This is a genomic window from Mesorhizobium sp. M1396 (assembly GCF_040317725.1).
GTDB lineage: Bacteria > Pseudomonadota > Alphaproteobacteria > Rhizobiales > Rhizobiaceae > Mesorhizobium.
The window spans coordinates 1-16,428 of the sequence record NZ_JAMYLA010000085.1 but is presented as its reverse complement, the minus strand read 5'-3'; the positions used below and the strand labels follow the sequence as shown (position 1 = coordinate 16,428).

Here is a 16,428-nt window from a genome sequence, read left to right as displayed (position 1 = left end):
CGACAAAACCGACCAGAGCTTCAACGCCATCATCCATCTCGCCGCCGCCGTGATAAACTCCAGATGAATCTCAACAGGCCCTAGAGCGGGTCACCGTTTCGCGGAAACGGCGAACCACTCCTAGCTCTTTGTTTTGACGCAATTCCGGACAGAGAACCGTTTCACACTTTTCCTGGAATTGCTCTAGATACAGCCGATTCCCGGCGCTGGTCTTACCGATTGCCCGAATTCTCCTCGTCAAAGCCGCCGCTTCCGTCTACGACGCGGCTTGCATGGGGAGGAATCGGGATCGGCATGACGCAGCCCGTGGCGCAGAATTCCACAGTCAGGAACGTGCTTTTGGCCGGCATTCTGCTGATGCTGGCTGGCGACTTCCTGTTTGCGCTGAACGACGCAATGGGCAAGTGGCTCGTCGCCAGCTTCTCCGTCGGTCAGGTGGTGCTGATCCGGTCCATCGGCGCCTTCTTCGTGCTAGGCCCGATGATCGCCCATCAAGGCACGGCCAAGCTGTTCCGCCTGGAGCGCCTGGAGCTGCAGCTGCTGCGCGTCGTCATGACAACGCTCGACACCGCGCTCTTCTATGCCGCCGTCGTCTATCTGCCGCTCGCGGATGTGATGAGTTTCTACATGGCCGGGCCGATCTACGTCGCGGCGCTCTCGCACCTCCTGCTTGGTGAAAAGGTCGGCTGGCGCCGCTGGATGGCGATCCTGCTCGGCTTCTGCGGTGTGCTGATCATGCTGAAACCGTCCTCGGCGGCGTTCTCGCTGTCATCGGGCTTCGCGCTGGTGGGCAGCATCTCCTTCGCCTTCGCCATCATCCTCAATCGCCGGCTGCGCGGCACCAGCGACACCAATCTGGTGACATGGCAGACCATCGGCACGCTGTTGGTCGGCGGTGTGCTGACCATCGGCGCCTGGCAGACGCCATCAGCGCTCGATTTCGGCGCCATGCTGCTGCTCGGCATTGTCTCCTGCGGCGCGCATCTGATGATCACCAGGGCGCTCAAGCTGGCTCCGGCCTCGACACTGGCGCCGCTGCACTACACGCTGCTCCTGTGGGCGGTCGTCTTCGGGCTGGTGTTCTTCGGCGACATTCCGGGCCCGCGCATCCTGATCGGCTCGGGCATCGTCGTTCTCGCCGGCCTGTTCATCTTCCACCGCCAGAAAGTGGTCGAGACCACGGTGCCGCCGGAAAACGTGCCGAAGGGCGTGAACTAATTTAGTCCAGGCTCAGCCCTGACGTATGGCCGCCAGATGCCTTGAAAATTCGGGGGTCTCCATCAGTGCCTTGCAGCGCGCGAACCGACCATCGGCATAGGCGCGGAAATCATCGACCGGATTGTTGTTGGCAAGCTGGATCAGCCCCCATAGAGTCCACAACAGATCGCACATCGCCTTGTAGATCACGATGCGACCGCCCTCCGCAGGCCTGGCCTCGCCGCCGAAATAGGCGCGCATCATCTCTTCATCCTGCGCCGTGTCGAATTTGCCTTCCACGCTGAGGTCGCCAAGGTCCCAGAGCGGGTCGTTCATGCCCGAATATTCCCAGTCGACGATCCACATCCGCTCGCCGGTGTCGAGGAAGTTCTCGCACAGCGGGTCACAGTGGCAGGCGACGAGCGGCAGCGGATGGGCGGCGAGCGCCGACCGCACGGTCTCGGCCTCGCGCACCACGTCATGGTAGCCGGCGGGCAGGGCGACATCCTTGGTCGACAGCACCTTGAGATAATCGTCGATCATCGCAAACAATTCGAAGCGGAAGGGAAACACTGCACCGGAACCGTGCAGCTTGCGGAGGGCCTCGCCCGCACGGGCCGGACTGCCCGGCCGAAGCCTGAATTTCTCCGGCGACATGGTTTCGGCGCCGGCGATGAAGCGCGTCACCATCACGCCGGTGCCCGGGTCCACATGCAGCACCTGCGGACTGACCCCTGCCTTTGCCGCCTCGCGCGCCGCTACCGCTTCATTGGCACGGTTGATGTATTCCTCGGTGCCTTTGCCGGGGATGCGCAGGCAGAAGTCGCCGGCCCTGAACACCAGATTGGTGAGACCGCCGAGCCGTTCAATTGGCCCGGTGTAGCCGGCCAGCATGGGAATGGCGGCCAGTGTCGCACGCACTTCGTCTGTCACCATGCCTGCGTCCCCACGCTGTTATTTGTCGCAGCGACGGTTCCACAATTTTCGTGCTTTGGCTATCATCCGTAAAAGGGCCAAGGAATGGCGGACAGGACAAGAGTGGCGGACAGCAAACATCAGGGCGCGCTTGCCGAGGCCTACGCGGCCAAGCGGCCGGAAGAAGTCGCGGCGCTCTACGACCGTTGGTCGCAGACCTATGACGCCGACATGTCGGCCGCCGGCTATCGCCATCCGACCATCTGCCTCGCGCTGCTGGCCCGCCATCTGCCGCGCGGTTCAGCCCCGCTGCTCGACGCCGGGGCCGGCACCGGGCTCATCGGCGAATGGTTGAACATTGCCGGCTATCCCCAGGTCGAGGCACTGGACATCTCGGAAGGGATGCTGGCCCAAGCCGCGCGAAAGGGCGTCTACTCGGCGCTTCATTGCCTGGCTCTCGGCGGTCATCTGCCCTTTGCCGACGGCGCCTATGCCGGGATCATCTCGGCCGGCGTCTTCACCTCCGGCCATGTCGGCATCGAGGGGTTGAACGAACTGATCCGCATCTGCCGGCCGGGTGGCATCATTGTGCTGACGGTCAAGAACACGCTATGGGATCAGGGCTTTGCAGCGCGCATCGCCGAACTCGAGACGCAAGGCCTCGTCAGCCGCGTCGAGGAAACGCGGCCTTATGTTTCGATGCCGGGCGAGGCCGACACCGTGCCCAGCCGCGGTCTCGCTTTGCGCGTAAATTAGGCCTTCACTCTCTCCGCTGCCGGATCATACATCGGCTCGAGATGGATTTTCGCCGGTGTTCGTTCCATCGCGACCACCAGTTCGTAGTCGCCCGAGGCGAGAAAATCGTCGCTGACGCCATCGGCGTTGCGCACATAGCCGTAGCCGATGTTCCTGCCCACCGTGTAGCCATAACCGCCACTGGTGAGATAGCCGACCGGCTCGCCATTTCGCAGGATGGTCTCGCGACCAAGCAGCACGATCTCCGGATCATCGACCGTGAAGCCGGCAAAGCGTTTCTTAAGTGCCATGCCGCTGGCCGTCTCGAGCGCCTGCCGTCCGACGAAATCCGTGTTCTTGCGCAGCTTGACCGCCCAGCCGAGGCCGGCTTCCTGCGGCGTGTCGTTGGGCGTGATATCGGAGCCCCAGGCGCGATAGCCTTTTTCCAGCCGCAGCGATTCCAACGCGCGGTAGCCGACCGGGCGGATATCATGCGCCTTGCCAGCTGCCATCAACGCGTCGAACACTTCGCCGGTGGCCGCGATCGGCACATGCAGTTCCCAGCCGAGTTCGCCGACATAGGTGACGCGCAGTGCCCGAATTGTGTGGCCGGCGATGGCAATCTCGCGCACATGGCCGAACGGGAAGCTTGCGTTCGACACGTCTGCATCGGTCACGCCAGCCAGCACATCTCGTGCGCGTGGTCCCATCAGCGACAGTGTGCCGAAATCCTCGGTGACATCGATAAGCGTGGCATTGAGCCCTTCGCCGATATGATCGCTGATCCATGACAGATCATGCGTGCGGAAGCCTGTGCCGGTGACGATGTAGAACTTCTCCTCGGCCAGCCGCGCCACCGTCAGGTCGGCCTCGATGCCGCCGCGTGTGTTGAGAAGCTGCGTGTAGGTCAGCCGGCCGACCGGCTTGCTGACGTCGTTGGCGCAGATCCAGTCCAGCGCCTTCAGCGCGTCGGGCCCGCTCAGCTCATATTTGGCAAAGGACGATTGATCGAAGATGCCGACCTTTTCGCGCACGTGCCGGTGCTCGTCGCCGACCGCCGCGAACCAGTTCTGCCGGCCCATCGAATAGATGTCCTGCGGCTCGACGCCTTGCGGTGCGAACCAGTTCGGCCGCTCCCAGCCGAGCTTCGAGCCGAATACGGCGCGCTGCTGTTTCAGCCTCTCGTAAAGCGGCGAGACGATACGGGGCCGCCCGCTGAGGTACTCCTCATGTGGAAAGCCGATCGTATAGTGCTTGCCATAGGCCTCCAGCGTGCGGTCGCGGACCCACTGCCGATCACGGTGCAGATTGGAAAAGCGCCTGATGTCGACCACCCACAGGTCGAGCGGCGCCTCGCCATCGACCACCCACTGCGCCAGCACCCAGCCGGCGCCGCCGCCCGACGCTATGCCGAAGGCATTGAAGCCGGCGCCCACGAACATGTTGGCGCATTCGGGCGCTGTGCCCAGGATGAAATTGCCGTCAGGCGTAAAACTCTCCGGGCCGTTGATCATCTGCTTGACGCCGACGGTTTCCAGCGCCGGCACACGCGTGATCGCTTGCATCATGTGCTGTTCGAAATGGTCGTAGTCGTCGTCGAACAGCCGGAACTCCCAATCGTCAGGCACATCGCCTCCGGGGAGATCGGTCGTCCAAGCCTGCGGGTTCGGCTCATAGCCGCCCATCACCAGTCCGCCGACCTCCTCCTTGAAATAGGTGCGCCGGTCCGGGTCACGGATGGTCGGCGCGTCGGTCGCCAGGCCGTCGATCTTCTCGGTGATGATGTATTGGTGCTTCACCGGCTGCAGCGGCACGTTGATGCCGGCCATCGCGCCGACCTGCCGCGCCCATTGCCCGGCGCAGTTGACCACCTTGTCGCAGGCGATGTCGCCCTTGCTGGTCTTCACCACCGTGATGCGGCCGTCCTTCATCTCGAAGCCGGTGACGCGGACATCCTCGAACAGTTTCGCGCCATGCATGCGCGCGCCCTTGGCCAGCGACTGCGTGATATCGGATGGGCTCGCCTGGCCGTCGGTCGGCAGCCAGGAAGCGCCGACAAGATCGCCGGTTTCCATGAGCGGCCACATGGCCTTGACCTCCGCCGCCGACAGCAGTTGCATGTCCATGCCGAAGCTTTTCGCCGTCGTCGCCAGCCTTTTGTATTCGATCCAGCGGTCGGCATTGGTGGCGAGCCTGAGGCACCCGGTCATCTTCCAGCCGGTGGCAAGGCCGGTCTCGGCCTCAAGTCCCTTGTAGAGGTCGACGGAGTATTTCAGCACGCGGGTGATCGAGGCCGACGAGCGCAGCTGCCCGACCAGGCCGGCCGCGTGCCAGGTCGAGCCCGAGGTCAGCTTGCCCTGCTCCAGCAGCACCACGTCGGCCTTGTGGTCGCGCGCCAGGTGATAGGCTGTCGAACAGCCGATGATGCCGCCGCCGATGACGACGATGGCGGCCTGGCTGGGCAATGTCATGATTTCGGTGTCCCGTACTTCGTTCTGTAGTTTTCCAGCGCGGCGTCGAGCCGCGTCAGGTTTTCCTCGGTGTAGGCGACGTAGTCGATCCCGGGCGCGTCGAGATAGAGCTCGGACACCATGCTCCACATCGCCTCGCGCAGCAGCGAGGCGCATTGCATGGCCGCGTGCGAGCGGCGGATCGCCTCGTCCGGTTCCTTCATGAAATACGCGGTCAGGAAGGCGAAGGATTCCTCGTCGCTCATGCCGGCGTTGGAGGCCACGCCGGCGAGGTCGAACATCGCCGTGTTGAAGCCGGCATATTCGAAGTCGATCAGCCACAGCCTGTTGCCATCGTCGAGAATGTTGGCCGGCAACAGATCGTTGTGGCCAAAGACGATCGGCAACAATTTCTGCGCGCGCTCCAGTTCGTCTGCCAAGGTCAGCAGGCGCGGCAAGTCGCTGCGCTTGCGGCTGCCGCCTTCTTCAAGCGTGCGCGCATAGTCGCGGATGACATGGAACACCCAGAACATGAAGCCGGCACCTGAGACGTGATTGGGCATCTCGCGATGGAAGGCGCGCATCAGCGCCGCGATACGACCAAGATTGGTGCGCACATCTTCCGCCTGAAAGGTTTTGGCGTCGACAAACTCCGTCACAAGGATGCCCAGCTCGGCATGGATGACGGCCGGTGCGAAACCGGCGGCATGGGCCGCCCGCGCGGTCATCACCTCGCGCTCGCGAAAGACATGGTGGAACGGATAGTCCCTGCCGAAGCGCACGACATGTTTGCCGGCCGCGTCCGTGACCACATAGTTGGCGTTGCTCAGACCGCCGGGCAGTGGTGCGATTTCGATGCCGCCGGTCCAGCAGGACAGGGCGCGGATGCGTTCTTCGGCGGTCACGGAATGATCCCTGGTTTGCTGGGGTTCGATAAGGTGCCATGGCCAGCTCAACGACGGCGGGGAGAAACGCAAAAAATCTCGTCGGTGCGGGATGCCAGGATCGGTATCCCGCACCGCACCGACGAGCCCCTGGCCAGGTTTTTGAGCCCCGGCATCCGCCCCCGCGGATCTGAAAATTCGTTGCGCCTGGCACGTTGCAAACGGCCTGATGCGTGAGTTGCGGCTCTGCCATCACCCTCCCGTTGCAGCTCCGAACCCTGTCTTGATTTCACGCCAGGGTTGCTCGGTTGTCAAGAAAAAGATGTGACCTTTTTTGGGTATTTTGCCCGAAACCATAAGGTACCTCCTTTAAAAGCGCTTGAATTACCTTAGAATCGGTCAAAGTCTCAGTTCGGGGAACCAAATGGCTCAATCCAAACGCCACGGCGAGATCCTGCGGCTGCTGCAGGAAGAAGGCACCGTCACCATCGCCAGCCTGGCCGACCGGCTGGGCGTGTCGCTCGAGACCGTGCGCCGCGACGTCAAGCCGCTCACCGGCGACGGCTCCGTCCTCAAGATGCATGGCGCGATCGGCCTGCCGTCGATGGTAGGCGAAGCGCCGTTCGAGCGGCGCATGCGTGAGAATGCCGATGCCAAGCGCGTCATTGCCCGCATGGTCGCTGGCACCATCCGCGACGGCGAATCGATCATGCTCGACACCGGCACGACAACCTCGTTTCTGGCCCGCGAGCTGCTCGGCCATCGGCGCCTGACGGTCGTCACCAACTCATCGGATATCGCGCGCACGCTGGCCACCATCAACGGCAATAAGGTTTATATGGCCGGCGGCGAATTGCGCAGCGATTCCGGCGCTGCCTTCGGTGCCTCGGCTATCGACTTCGTCAGCCGCTTCTCGGTCAGCCACGCCATCATCTCCACCGGTGCCGTCGATGCGGTGATGGGGGTCATGGACTATGATCTGGAAGAGGCCGAATTCGCGCGCATGGTACTATCGCGCGGCCAGCGTTCGCTCGTCATCACCGATCACTCGAAGTTCGGCCGCCTTGGTCTGGTCCAGGTTTGCGGCTTCGACAGTTTTTCCGAGATCGCCACCGACCGCTCGCCGCCGCGCGATATAGCCGCGGCCCTGGCGCAGGCCGGCGCGCGGCTCAGCATCGTCGGCGCGGAGAGCGGGTTCTGATCCAGCCAACTTATGCCGACGATTTGGCCGGCACTTCCCACCGCCGCCTCCGCCGTGTTTAGTCCGGCCATGGCTTTCACCATTCGCCAGTTGCAGTTCTTCATCGCCGTGGCCGAGCAAGGCACGGTGTCGGGTGCCGCGCAGAACCTCTCGATCTCGCAATCTTCGGTCACCGAGGCGATCAAGGAACTCGAAAGCGATCTCGGTGTCGAATTGTTCGAACGCCATCCGCGCGGCCTCAACATCACCCATAAGGGCCATCAGTTCCTGCGCCATGCCACCAAGATCCTCGCCGACGTCTCCGACGCACGCCGTTCTTTCTCAGGCGAACAGGCGGTGGTGGGCGGGCGGCTGCAGCTGGGCGTCACCTCGCTGGTCGCCGGTTATGTGCTGTCGGATCTGCTCGCCCGCTACCGCCGCGCCTATCCCGGCGTCGAGGTCTCGGCCATCGAGGATAATGGCGATTATCTCGAGCATCTCTTGATCGGCGGCAAGCTCGACATTGCCGTCATGGTCACCTCCAATTTGCGCGACCGCACCGCGCTGCAGTCGGAAATCCTCGAAGTCTCGGCCTATCGGCTGTGGCTGCCGCTCGGTCATCCGCTCGCCAGCGCCGACATCATCAGCATTGGCGACATTGCCTCCGAAACGCTGATCATGCTGACCGTCGACGAGATCGAGGAAAACACCGGCAAGCTGCTGACGGCAATCGGCGCCAAGCCGCATGTCGCCTTCCGCACCCGTTCCGTGGAAGCCGTGCGCAGTCTGGTCGCGACCGGCGCCGGCGTGGCGCTGTTGCCCGACCTCGTCTACCGGCCCTGGTCGCTGGAAGGCGACCGCATCGAATCGCGTGACATTTCGGGCTCCTTGCCCGTGGTGCAGGTCGGCATGGTCTGGCGGCGCGGCTCCGGCCTGCCGCAGGCGGCGCGCGATTTCATCGGCCTTGCACAGTCGCAACGGACGGTCCGTCAGCGTGTCTGAGAGGTCGGCCGCCGACCTATCGGAAAAACCGATATCGACCTTCTGATAAATGAATTTGCGAAACCGGAATTTTCCAAGCACTTTCCGTTCAGGGACCAAAGCCGCCATCAGAGCGGCATCAAGCCCAACGGACGAACTGACTTTTTCAGTCCGCGCGTGACCCCTAGCGAAGACCGAAACCGGCTTTCGCAGTCAGGCGCCAAAATGGGAGATCGACGATGAATTCATTCCTCAAGTCATGTACTGCCTTGACGGTCGCGCTGACCTTCTCCGGCCAGGCCGTCGCCCAGGTCAAGGAACTTGGCAAGGGCGAAGGCCAGGTCAACATCGTGGCCTGGCCGGGCTACATCGAGCGCGGCGAAACCGACAAGGGCTATGACTGGGTGACCTCCTTCGAGGAGGAGACCGGCTGCAAGGTAAACGTCAAGACGGCAAACACGTCAGACGAGATGGTCTCGCTGATGAACGAGGGTGGTTTCGACCTCGTCACCGCTTCGGGCGATGCCTCGCTGCGCCTCGTTGCCGGCAAGCGGGTGCAGCCGATCAACACCGATCTTATCCCAAGCTGGAAGACTGTCGACGAGCGCCTCAAGGACGCGCCGTGGTTCACCGTCGGTGGCGTCCACTATGGCGTTCCCTACCAGTGGGGACCAAACGTCCTGATGTACAACACCGACGTGTTCAAGGAGGCTCCCAAGAGCTGGAACGTCGTGTTCGAAGAGATGAAGCTGCCGGACGGCAAATCCAACAAGGGGCGCGTGCAGGCCTATGACGGGCCGATCCACATCGCGGATGCCGCCAACTATCTGATGTTCCACAAGCCGGAACTCGGCATCAAGGATCCTTATGAACTGAACGAGGACCAGTACAAGGCAGCGCTCGACCTGCTGCGCGTCCAGCGCACCCTCGTCGGCCGCTACTGGCATGATGCCGCCATCCAGGTCGACGATTTCCAGAACGAAGGCGTCGTCGCTTCCGGTTCGTGGCCGTATCAGGTCAACACGCTGGTCGCCGCCAAGAAGCCGGTCGCTTCGACCATTCCGGAGGAGGGCGCGACCGGTTGGGCCGACACCACGATGATGGAAGCCGACTCGGCCAATCCCAACTGCGCCTATATGTGGATGGAACACTCGCTGTCGCCGAAGGTGCAGGGCGATGTCTCGGCCTGGTTCGGTTCGCTGCCCGTCGTGCCCGCCGCCTGTAAGGGCAATGAGCTTTTGACCGACGAAGGCTGCAAGACCAACGGCTACGAGAATTTCGAGAAGATCAAGTTCTGGAAGACGCCGGTGTCGAAATGCGCCACCCAGAACGACAAGTGCGTGCCCTACTACCGCTGGGTGTCGGATTATATCGGCGTCATCGGCGGGCGGTAAGCGCCCTTACCCTCCCCCTTGTGGGGAGGGTCGACGCGCAGCGGCGGGGTGGGGGGTCGCGCGGACACGATTTTGCCTATGAGGCCACCCTCAACCCTCGGCCTCCCCCATCGAGGGGGAGGTGTAGTGGCGCGCGAAATTCGCCATCCGCTGCCATGATTTGCAGGCGAGGGTGATCGACAGAACTGAACCGGCAACAGACTGACAGCCCATGACCTCCGCCGTCTCCTTCCAGAAAGCCTCGCGCCATTTCGGCAGCGTTCGCGCCGTCGACGCGGTCGATCTCGACATCGCGCCAGGCGAGTTCTTCGCCATGCTTGGGCCGTCCGGTTCCGGCAAGACCACCTGTCTGCGCCTCATCGCCGGCTTCGAGCAGCCGACATCGGGCTCGATCTCGATCTTCGGCGAACGCGCCGAGGGCGTCCCGCCCTATCGCCGCAACGTCAACACCGTGTTCCAGGACTATGCGCTGTTCCCGCATCTGAACGTGCTCGACAACGTCGCCTACGGGCTGATGGTCAAAGGCGCCGGCAAGGCTGAACGGCACAAGGCTGCGGAAGAGGCGCTGGCGCTGGTGCGGCTGCCCGGCTATGGCGCCCGCCGCCCCGGCCAGCTTTCCGGCGGCCAGCGCCAGCGCGTCGCGCTCGCCCGCGCGCTGGTCAACCAGCCCAAGGTGCTGCTGCTCGACGAGCCGCTTGGCGCGCTCGACCTCAAATTGCGCGAGAATATGCAAGAGGAGCTGAAGTTGCTGCAGAAGGCCCTTGGCATCACCTTCGTCTTCGTCACGCACGACCAGGGCGAGGCGCTGTCGATGGCCGACCGCGTCGCCGTCTTCAACGATGGCAAGATCATGCAGATCGGCACGCCGGAAGATATCTACCAGCGGCCGAAGACCCGCTTCGTCGCCGATTTCGTCGGCTCATCGAATGTACTGCCCCCGGATTTCGTCCAGCGCTATTCCGGCCAGCATCGCTGGGGCAGCCTGCGCCCTGAATCCATTCGCGTCGGACGAGCGGCCAGCGGGGTCATAGGTGGCGAAGGCGTGCCCGCCCGCCTCGTCTCGACCAATTATCTCGGCGCCACGACGAAGCTGGCGCTCGACGCCGACGGGCTGCGGCTGCACGCCATCGTGCCGGCCGGCACGGCTTTGCCGAGGGAAGGCGAGGCGGTCGTGCTCACCTTCAACCGCGAGCATCTGCATCTGATGGACGAGCCGGCATGAGACTCGACGCCGCCATGCCGCGTGCAACGGCACCCGCCATCCTGCCGGGCAGCGGCGGCTTGCGCGGCGCGTTGTCGGACCTTTTCTGGCGCAAGCCGAAGGTCCTGCTGCTGCTCATGCTGCTGCCGCCCGTGCTGTGGCTCGGCATCGTCTATATCGGCTCGCTATTCGCGCTGCTGGCGCAGAGCTTTTTCTCCATTGACGAGTTTTCCGGCCTGATCAACCGCCAGTTCACCTTGAAGACCTATGGCGACCTGTTCCAGGCCGCCAATCTCGACATCATCCTGCGCACGGTGACGATGGCGGCTCTGGTCACGCTGGCCTCCGCCGTCATCGCTTTCCCGATCGCTTATTACGCGGCGCGCTATGCGCGCGGCCGCTGGAAGGCGCTGTTCTATCTCGGCATCATGCTGCCGCTGTGGTCGAGCTACCTGGTCAAGATCTACGCCTGGAAGCTGATTCTGGCCAAGGAGGGCATCCTGACCTGGCTGCTCGCCAAACTGCAGCTGTCGTGGGTGCTCGACGCCTGGCTGTCGCTGCCGGTCATCGGCGGCAATTCGCTGTCGGTGTCGTTCACCGGCACCTTCATCGTCTTCGTCTATGTCTGGCTGCCTTTCATGATCCTCCCCGTTCAGGCGGCGCTCGAGCGGGTGCCCGGCAATCTGGTCGAGGCCTCGTCCGATTTGGGGGCTTCGCCGGGACAGACCTTCCGCAACGTGCTGTTCCCGCTGGCGTTGCCGGGTATCGTCGCTGGATCGATCTTCACCTTCTCGCTGACATTAGGCGACTACATCATTCCGCAGATCATCGGCACCTCGCGGCTGTTCATCGGCCAGGCGGTCTATTCGCAGCAAGGCACCGCCGGCAACATCCCGCTCGCCGCCGCCTTCACCGTGGTGCCGATCGTCATCATGGGATTCTATCTCTGGGGCGCCAAGCGCATGGGAGCCTTCGATGCGCTCTGATCGCGGCCAATCCGCTCCGCTCGGCCTGAAGATCGCCGCTGCCTGCGGGTTGCTGTTCCTGCATTTGCCGATCCTGCTGATCTTCGTCTATGCCTTCACCACCGAAGAGAAGAGTTTCGTCTGGCCGCCGCCGGGGCTGACGACGCAATGGTTCGCCGTCACCTGGAACCGGCCCGATGTCTGGCAGGCGCTGTCACTGTCGGTCAGGGTTGCCGTGATCTCGACGGCGATTGCGCTGATCCTCGGCACGCTCTGTTCGGCGGCGGTGTCGCGGACAAAATTCTTCGGCCGCGAAACCATCTCGCTGCTGGTCATCCTGCCGATCGCGCTGCCCGGTATCATCACCGGCATCGCGCTGCGCTCGGCCTTTTCGCTGGCCGACATCCCGTTTTCGTTCTGGACGATCGTGCTCGGCCACGCCACCTTCTGCGTCGTTGTCGTCTACAACAATGCGGTCGCCCGCTTTCGCCGCACATCAGGCTCGATGATCGAGGCGTCGATGGATCTTGGTGCCGACGGCTTCCAGACCTTCCGCCATGTCGTGCTGCCCAACATCGCCACCGCGCTGCTGGCCGGCGGCATGCTGGCCTTCGCTTTGTCCTTCGATGAGGTCATCGTCACCACCTTCACCGCCGGCCAGCAGCAGACGCTGCCGATCTGGATGCTGGAAGAGCTGATCCGTCCGCGCCAGCGCCCGGTCACCAATGTCGTCGCCATGGTCGTGGTGCTGGTGACGCTGCTGCCGATCCTTGCCGCCTATTACCTCACCCGCGACGGCGACCAGATCGCTGGAAGTGGGAAATGAAAAACAGCGAATAGGGAGTAGCGAATAGCGAATAGGGAATTTCGACGGTCAAACCCTACTCGCTAGTCGCTACTCGCTACTCGCTCCTGTTAAGGGAGAAACCTTATGGACACCCAGATGCTGATCGGCTCGAAATTCGAGAAGGGCACCGAAACCGAGGAACCGATCCTCAATCCGAAGACCGGGGCGAACATCCTCAACTTGCCCGAAGCCAGCCAGGCGCAGATCGAGGCGGCGGTGCTGGCGGCCGAAAAGGCGTTCGTCCTGTGGTCGCGCACCACGCCGGCGCAGCGCTCGGGCTATTTGCTGAAGATCGCCGACCGCATCGAGGCTAACTCCAAGGAGTTCGCCACGCTTGAGGCGCTCAACTGCGGCAAGCCGATCAACGCCGTGCTCAATGATGAGATTCCGGCCATCGTCGACTGCTACCGCTTCTTTGCCGGCGCCGTGCGCTCGATGCCAGGCGTCGTTGCCGGCGAATACATTCCCGGCCACACATCGATGGTCCGCCGTGACGCCATCGGCATCGTCGCTTCCATCGCGCCGTGGAACTACCCGCTGATGATGATGGCCTGGAAGCTGGCGCCGGCCATCGCCGGCGGCAACACCGTCGTCTTCAAGCCGTCCGAGCAGACACCGCTGACCGCGCTGAAGCTGGCGAAGATACTTGCCGAAATCCTGCCCGAAGGCGTCGTCAATGTCGTGCTCGGCCGCGGCGACAGCGTCGGCAACACGCTGATCAACCATCCGAAGGTCAACATGATCTCGATCACCGGCGATGTCGCCACCGGCAAGAAGGTACTGCAGGCGGCCGCCAAGTCGGTCAAGCGCACGCATCTCGAGCTCGGCGGCAAGGCTCCGGTCATCGTCTTCGACGACGCCGACCTCCGCTCGGTGGTCAACGGCTTGCGTGCCTTCGGCTACTACAATGCCGGCCAGGACTGCACCGCCGCCTGCCGCATCTATGCCGGCAAGAAGATCTACGACAAGCTCGTCGCCGATCTCTCGTCGGCTGTCTCGACCATCAAGTACAACCGTCCAGACGACACCGAAAACGAGATCGGGCCGCTGATCTCGCGCCGCCAGCGTGACCGTGTCTCGAGCTTCGTCGAGCGCGCCTCGGAACTGAAGCACATCGAGATCACCACCGGTGGCAAACCGGGCGAGGGCTCTGGTTTCTATTACCAGCCGACCGTGGTCGCCGGCGCCCTGCAGGAAGACGAGATCGTGCGGCGCGAGGTGTTCGGGCCAGTCGTCTCGATCACCCGTTTTTCGGAAGTCGACGAGGCGGTGAACTGGGCCAATGACAGCGACTACGGCCTAGCGTCGTCTGTGTGGACCAAGGACGTGTCGCGCGCCATGGCGACTGCCGCACGTCTCCAGTACGGCTGCACCTGGATCAACACCCATTTCATGCTGACCAACGAGATGCCGCATGGCGGACTGAAACAGTCCGGCTACGGCAAGGACATGTCGCTCTACGCGCTGGAGGATTACACCGCCGTCCGCCACGTGATGGTTGCGCATAGCTAGCGCCTTCCCTTCTCCCCGTTTACGGGGAGAAGGTGGCACGAAGTGACGGATGAGGGGCGGCGCGACGCTTCCAAAGCTGGCTCTGCCCCTCATCTGCCTGCCGGCATCTTCTCCCCGTAAACGGGGCGAAGACCGCTACTCCACGATTCGGTAGATGTTCCACAGGCTGGTGCCCGACACGACGTAGGGCTCGATCTCCTTGCCCCATTTGGCGTGCGCGTCGATCTTGCCGATCTTGGCGAAGAACGCCTCCAACTGGGCCAGGCTCTCGACCTGGTGGTGCGACTCGACCGTCGCTTCCCGGGCGCCGATCGAACCGGTCATGATCTGGAATTCCAGCTCGGCGAGGCCGACCTGCGAGCCGATCTCGCGTTCCCATTTCTTCAACAGGTCGAGCACGGTCTGCTTGTGCCCGAACTTGGCGTCGATCTGCCATCTGGCGCTGAACATTGTCTTCTCCTCCAGGGTTGCGGCCAGAGCATGATCCCGAAAAAAGGAAACCGGCTTTCGGAAAAGATCATGCCCCAGCACGGAAACAGAGCTATCCCGCTTCAATCGGGATGAATGAACAGGCTCTGCGGTTGACCTACTCGTCCCAGGCCTGCACGACGGTCTGCCGTGCGATCAGCCCGTTCTTCAGCTCCAGCATCGCGGCGCAGAACACCTTGGTGCCGTCCGGATAGGCGCAGGCCTGGGTGAAGGCCAGGCTGTCGCCGTCGGCGATGGTGGTGTCGACCCTGTGGGTCATCGCCCGGCTGCAGATGTCGTCCCAGAATGTGCTGATCGCCGCGCGCCCGCGAATCTCGCGCGGCTTGCTCGGCGGGTTGTTGCGGTCGATCACCCGCACCAGCGCGTCGTCGGCGTAGAAGCTCGACAGCATCCTGCCGTCACGGCCTTCGATCGCCTTCTTGATCGCCGCGCCATTCACCGTTTGGGTCTTGGTCAGCATTTCATCCTCCATTGGCCCGTCTTCCGACCGGGCGGTTGATGGTCGAAGTGCTGCCCGGCGCTCATCGCCGGGCAGTGATTTCTTCACTGCGACTTGGCCTTGACGGCCGCGAACGCGTCGCCGGTCTGCTTCTTGAAGGTCGTCAGATCGAACTGGCTGCCGTTGAGTATCGTCGACCAGTGGCGCACGATCGCCGCCATAGCCACCGCCTCCACGCGGTCCACCTCGGCCACGGCTCGCCCACCGGTCAGGAACTCCTCGATCAGGTCGGCTACCCGATCGACATCGCCGGTCCAGATCGGATGATCGCGCCCGGGAATCTCGACCAGCCGCGCATTCGGGATCTTTTTGGCCAGGTAGCGGCTGGCGTCAGGATCGACCCGCGCATCGTTGCGGCGATGAATGAGCAGCGTCGGCGCGCTGATCGCCGCCAGCACGCCGCGCACGTCGATCCCGGCGTTCATGCGCGCCAGCGCCGCCGCCGCCGTCGGGCTCGCCGACAATCGTTCGAAGCGTGCCCACCACTGGGCGAAATGCGCGTCGTCGACCCGGCTCGGCGCGAAATTGGGTAAAGTTGCGCCGGTACCCCAGGCTGTCTCCGCCATCTCGATGAAAGCATCGAGGCGTTCGGGCGACATCACCCATTTGTGGAAATGCGCATAGCCGCCATAGAGCGCCAGCGCCCGCGTCCGCTCCGGATACATGGCGGCGAACAGCATCGCCATCGGCGCGCCTTCGGAGGCGCCGAGCAACGCTGCACGGCCGCTGCCGGCGGCGTCCATCACCGCGCGCACATCGTCCATCCGGGTTTCGAGACTGGGCAGGTGGTGGGCGTCGACTCGATCGGACAGACCGGTGCCGCGCTTGTCGAACAGGATCAGCCGCGAGAACGCCGAAAGCCGCCTCAGGAGCCTGGTATAACCTTCGTCTTCCCAGTGCAGGTCGAGGTTGGAAATGAAGCCCGGCACGAAGATGAGATCGAACGACCCCTGGCCGACCACCTGATAGGCGATCCGCACATCGCCGCTGTGGGCGTATCGGGTCTCGATCGGCCTCACGAGGTTTCCGCCCGGCCTGACGATTTCTGGTCGTCAACCATAGCAGAACAGCGTCGATCGCGGCAGTTTAAACTTTAGAGCGGGATGATTTTAGGTTCGGTCATAGCCGGCCTCGAGGAAGTAATTTCGGCATTCGTTTGAAGTGACAATTTCGAGGGTT

At 63.2% G+C, this 16,428-nt stretch carries 15 protein-coding genes; 9 read left to right on the top strand and 6 right to left on the bottom strand.

What is annotated here, in order from left to right; translation table 11 throughout:
• Nucleotides 1–294: 294 nt before the first annotated feature.
• Nucleotides 295–1,218 (top strand): DMT family transporter, encoded by a 924-nt coding sequence (locus tag NKH02_RS32300; RefSeq protein WP_352883803.1) that lies wholly within the window; start codon nt 295–297, stop codon nt 1,216–1,218.
• Between the two features lie 12 nt (nt 1,219–1,230).
• Here NKH02_RS32300 and NKH02_RS32295 read toward each other — a convergent pair whose 3' ends face one another.
• Entirely contained in the window at nt 1,231–2,133 is a 903-nt protein-coding gene (locus NKH02_RS32295; RefSeq protein ID WP_352883801.1) for a phosphotransferase, read from the bottom strand.
• A gap of 102 nt (nt 2,134–2,235) precedes the next feature.
• Here NKH02_RS32295 and NKH02_RS32290 point away from each other — a divergent pair, with 102 nt between their 5' ends.
• Nucleotides 2,236–2,868, top strand: coding sequence for a class I SAM-dependent DNA methyltransferase (locus tag NKH02_RS32290; protein WP_352868896.1), 633 nt, complete (start codon nt 2,236–2,238; stop codon nt 2,866–2,868).
• Here the strand turns inward: NKH02_RS32290 and NKH02_RS32285 are convergent.
• Nucleotides 2,865–5,318, bottom strand: coding sequence for a GcvT family protein (locus NKH02_RS32285; protein ID WP_352883798.1), 2,454 nt, complete (start codon nt 5,316–5,318; stop codon nt 2,865–2,867). The two genes, NKH02_RS32290 and NKH02_RS32285, sit on opposite strands and share 4 nt — an antisense overlap.
• Nucleotides 5,315–6,202 (bottom strand): phosphotransferase, encoded by an 888-nt coding sequence (locus NKH02_RS32280; protein ID WP_352883795.1) that lies wholly within the window; start codon nt 6,200–6,202, stop codon nt 5,315–5,317. The genes NKH02_RS32285 and NKH02_RS32280 overlap by 4 nt, the downstream gene beginning before the upstream one ends.
• Before the next feature lie 403 nt (nt 6,203–6,605).
• Here NKH02_RS32280 and NKH02_RS32275 point away from each other — a divergent pair, with 403 nt between their 5' ends.
• The 7 genes from NKH02_RS32275 (at nt 6,606) to NKH02_RS32245 (ending at nt 14,261) form a co-directional block, all read left to right on the top strand.
• Entirely contained in the window at nt 6,606–7,382 is a 777-nt protein-coding gene (locus NKH02_RS32275) for a DeoR/GlpR family DNA-binding transcription regulator (RefSeq protein ID WP_352868889.1), read from the top strand.
• A 69-nt stretch (nt 7,383–7,451) separates the two neighbouring features.
• Nucleotides 7,452–8,363, top strand: coding sequence for a LysR family transcriptional regulator (locus tag NKH02_RS32270; protein ID WP_352883792.1), 912 nt, complete (start codon nt 7,452–7,454; stop codon nt 8,361–8,363).
• A gap of 218 nt (nt 8,364–8,581) precedes the next feature.
• The gene (locus NKH02_RS32265) at nt 8,582–9,736 is read left to right on the top strand and encodes an ABC transporter substrate-binding protein (protein ID WP_352883789.1); all 1,155 of its coding nucleotides are present in this window, start codon (nt 8,582–8,584) and stop codon (nt 9,734–9,736) included.
• A gap of 211 nt (nt 9,737–9,947) precedes the next feature.
• Nucleotides 9,948–10,958: an ABC transporter ATP-binding protein gene (locus NKH02_RS32260; protein ID WP_352883786.1), complete on the top strand. Its 1,011-nt coding sequence runs from the start codon at nt 9,948–9,950 to the stop codon at nt 10,956–10,958.
• 14 nt (nt 10,959–10,972) lie between these two features.
• On the top strand, nt 10,973–11,923 hold the full coding sequence (locus NKH02_RS32255) for an ABC transporter permease (protein WP_352883806.1): 951 nt from the start codon (nt 10,973–10,975) through the stop codon (nt 11,921–11,923).
• Nucleotides 11,913–12,728, top strand: coding sequence for an ABC transporter permease (locus NKH02_RS32250; RefSeq protein ID WP_352868875.1), 816 nt, complete (start codon nt 11,913–11,915; stop codon nt 12,726–12,728). The genes NKH02_RS32255 and NKH02_RS32250 overlap by 11 nt, the downstream gene beginning before the upstream one ends.
• 105 nt (nt 12,729–12,833) lie before the next feature.
• Nucleotides 12,834–14,261: a gamma-aminobutyraldehyde dehydrogenase gene (locus NKH02_RS32245; protein ID WP_352883783.1), complete on the top strand. Its 1,428-nt coding sequence runs from the start codon at nt 12,834–12,836 to the stop codon at nt 14,259–14,261.
• Nucleotides 14,262–14,396: 135 nt separating this feature from the next.
• Here the strand turns inward: NKH02_RS32245 and NKH02_RS32240 are convergent, their stop codons facing one another.
• The 3 genes from NKH02_RS32240 to NKH02_RS32230 all read right to left on the bottom strand — a co-directional run bounded on the left by NKH02_RS32240 (nt 14,397) and on the right by NKH02_RS32230 (nt 16,268).
• Nucleotides 14,397–14,711, bottom strand: coding sequence for a hypothetical protein (locus tag NKH02_RS32240; protein WP_027039679.1), 315 nt, complete (start codon nt 14,709–14,711; stop codon nt 14,397–14,399).
• Nucleotides 14,712–14,847: 136 nt separating this feature from the next.
• Complete coding sequence (locus NKH02_RS32235; RefSeq protein WP_352883780.1) at nt 14,848–15,210, bottom strand: nuclear transport factor 2 family protein; 363 nt, start codon at nt 15,208–15,210, stop codon at nt 14,848–14,850.
• A gap of 83 nt (nt 15,211–15,293) precedes the next feature.
• Nucleotides 15,294–16,268, bottom strand: coding sequence for an alpha/beta fold hydrolase (locus NKH02_RS32230; RefSeq protein WP_352883777.1), 975 nt, complete (start codon nt 16,266–16,268; stop codon nt 15,294–15,296).
• Nucleotides 16,269–16,428: the final 160 nt, after the last annotated feature.

Bases quoted from the DNA above. Each gene is read 5' to 3' on its own strand.
- NKH02_RS32245 (WP_352883783.1), top strand. From the start codon at position 12,834: ATGGACACCCAGATGCTGATCGGCTCGAAATTCGAGAAGGGCACCGAA.
- NKH02_RS32270 (WP_352883792.1), top strand. From the start codon at position 7,452: ATGGCTTTCACCATTCGCCAGTTGCAGTTCTTCATCGCCGTGGCCGAG.
- NKH02_RS32255 (WP_352883806.1), top strand. From the start codon at position 10,973: ATGCCGCGTGCAACGGCACCCGCCATCCTGCCGGGCAGCGGCGGCTTG.
- NKH02_RS32275 (WP_352868889.1), top strand. From the start codon at position 6,606: ATGGCTCAATCCAAACGCCACGGCGAGATCCTGCGGCTGCTGCAGGAA.
- NKH02_RS32250 (WP_352868875.1), top strand. From the start codon at position 11,913: ATGCGCTCTGATCGCGGCCAATCCGCTCCGCTCGGCCTGAAGATCGCC.
- NKH02_RS32265 (WP_352883789.1), top strand. From the start codon at position 8,582: ATGAATTCATTCCTCAAGTCATGTACTGCCTTGACGGTCGCGCTGACC.
- NKH02_RS32300 (WP_352883803.1), top strand. From the start codon at position 295: ATGACGCAGCCCGTGGCGCAGAATTCCACAGTCAGGAACGTGCTTTTG.
- NKH02_RS32260 (WP_352883786.1), top strand. From the start codon at position 9,948: ATGACCTCCGCCGTCTCCTTCCAGAAAGCCTCGCGCCATTTCGGCAGC.
- NKH02_RS32285 (WP_352883798.1), bottom strand. From the start codon at position 5,318: ATGACATTGCCCAGCCAGGCCGCCATCGTCGTCATCGGCGGCGGCATC.
- NKH02_RS32240 (WP_027039679.1), bottom strand. From the start codon at position 14,711: ATGTTCAGCGCCAGATGGCAGATCGACGCCAAGTTCGGGCACAAGCAG.
- NKH02_RS32235 (WP_352883780.1), bottom strand. From the start codon at position 15,210: ATGCTGACCAAGACCCAAACGGTGAATGGCGCGGCGATCAAGAAGGCG.
- NKH02_RS32295 (WP_352883801.1), bottom strand. From the start codon at position 2,133: ATGGTGACAGACGAAGTGCGTGCGACACTGGCCGCCATTCCCATGCTG.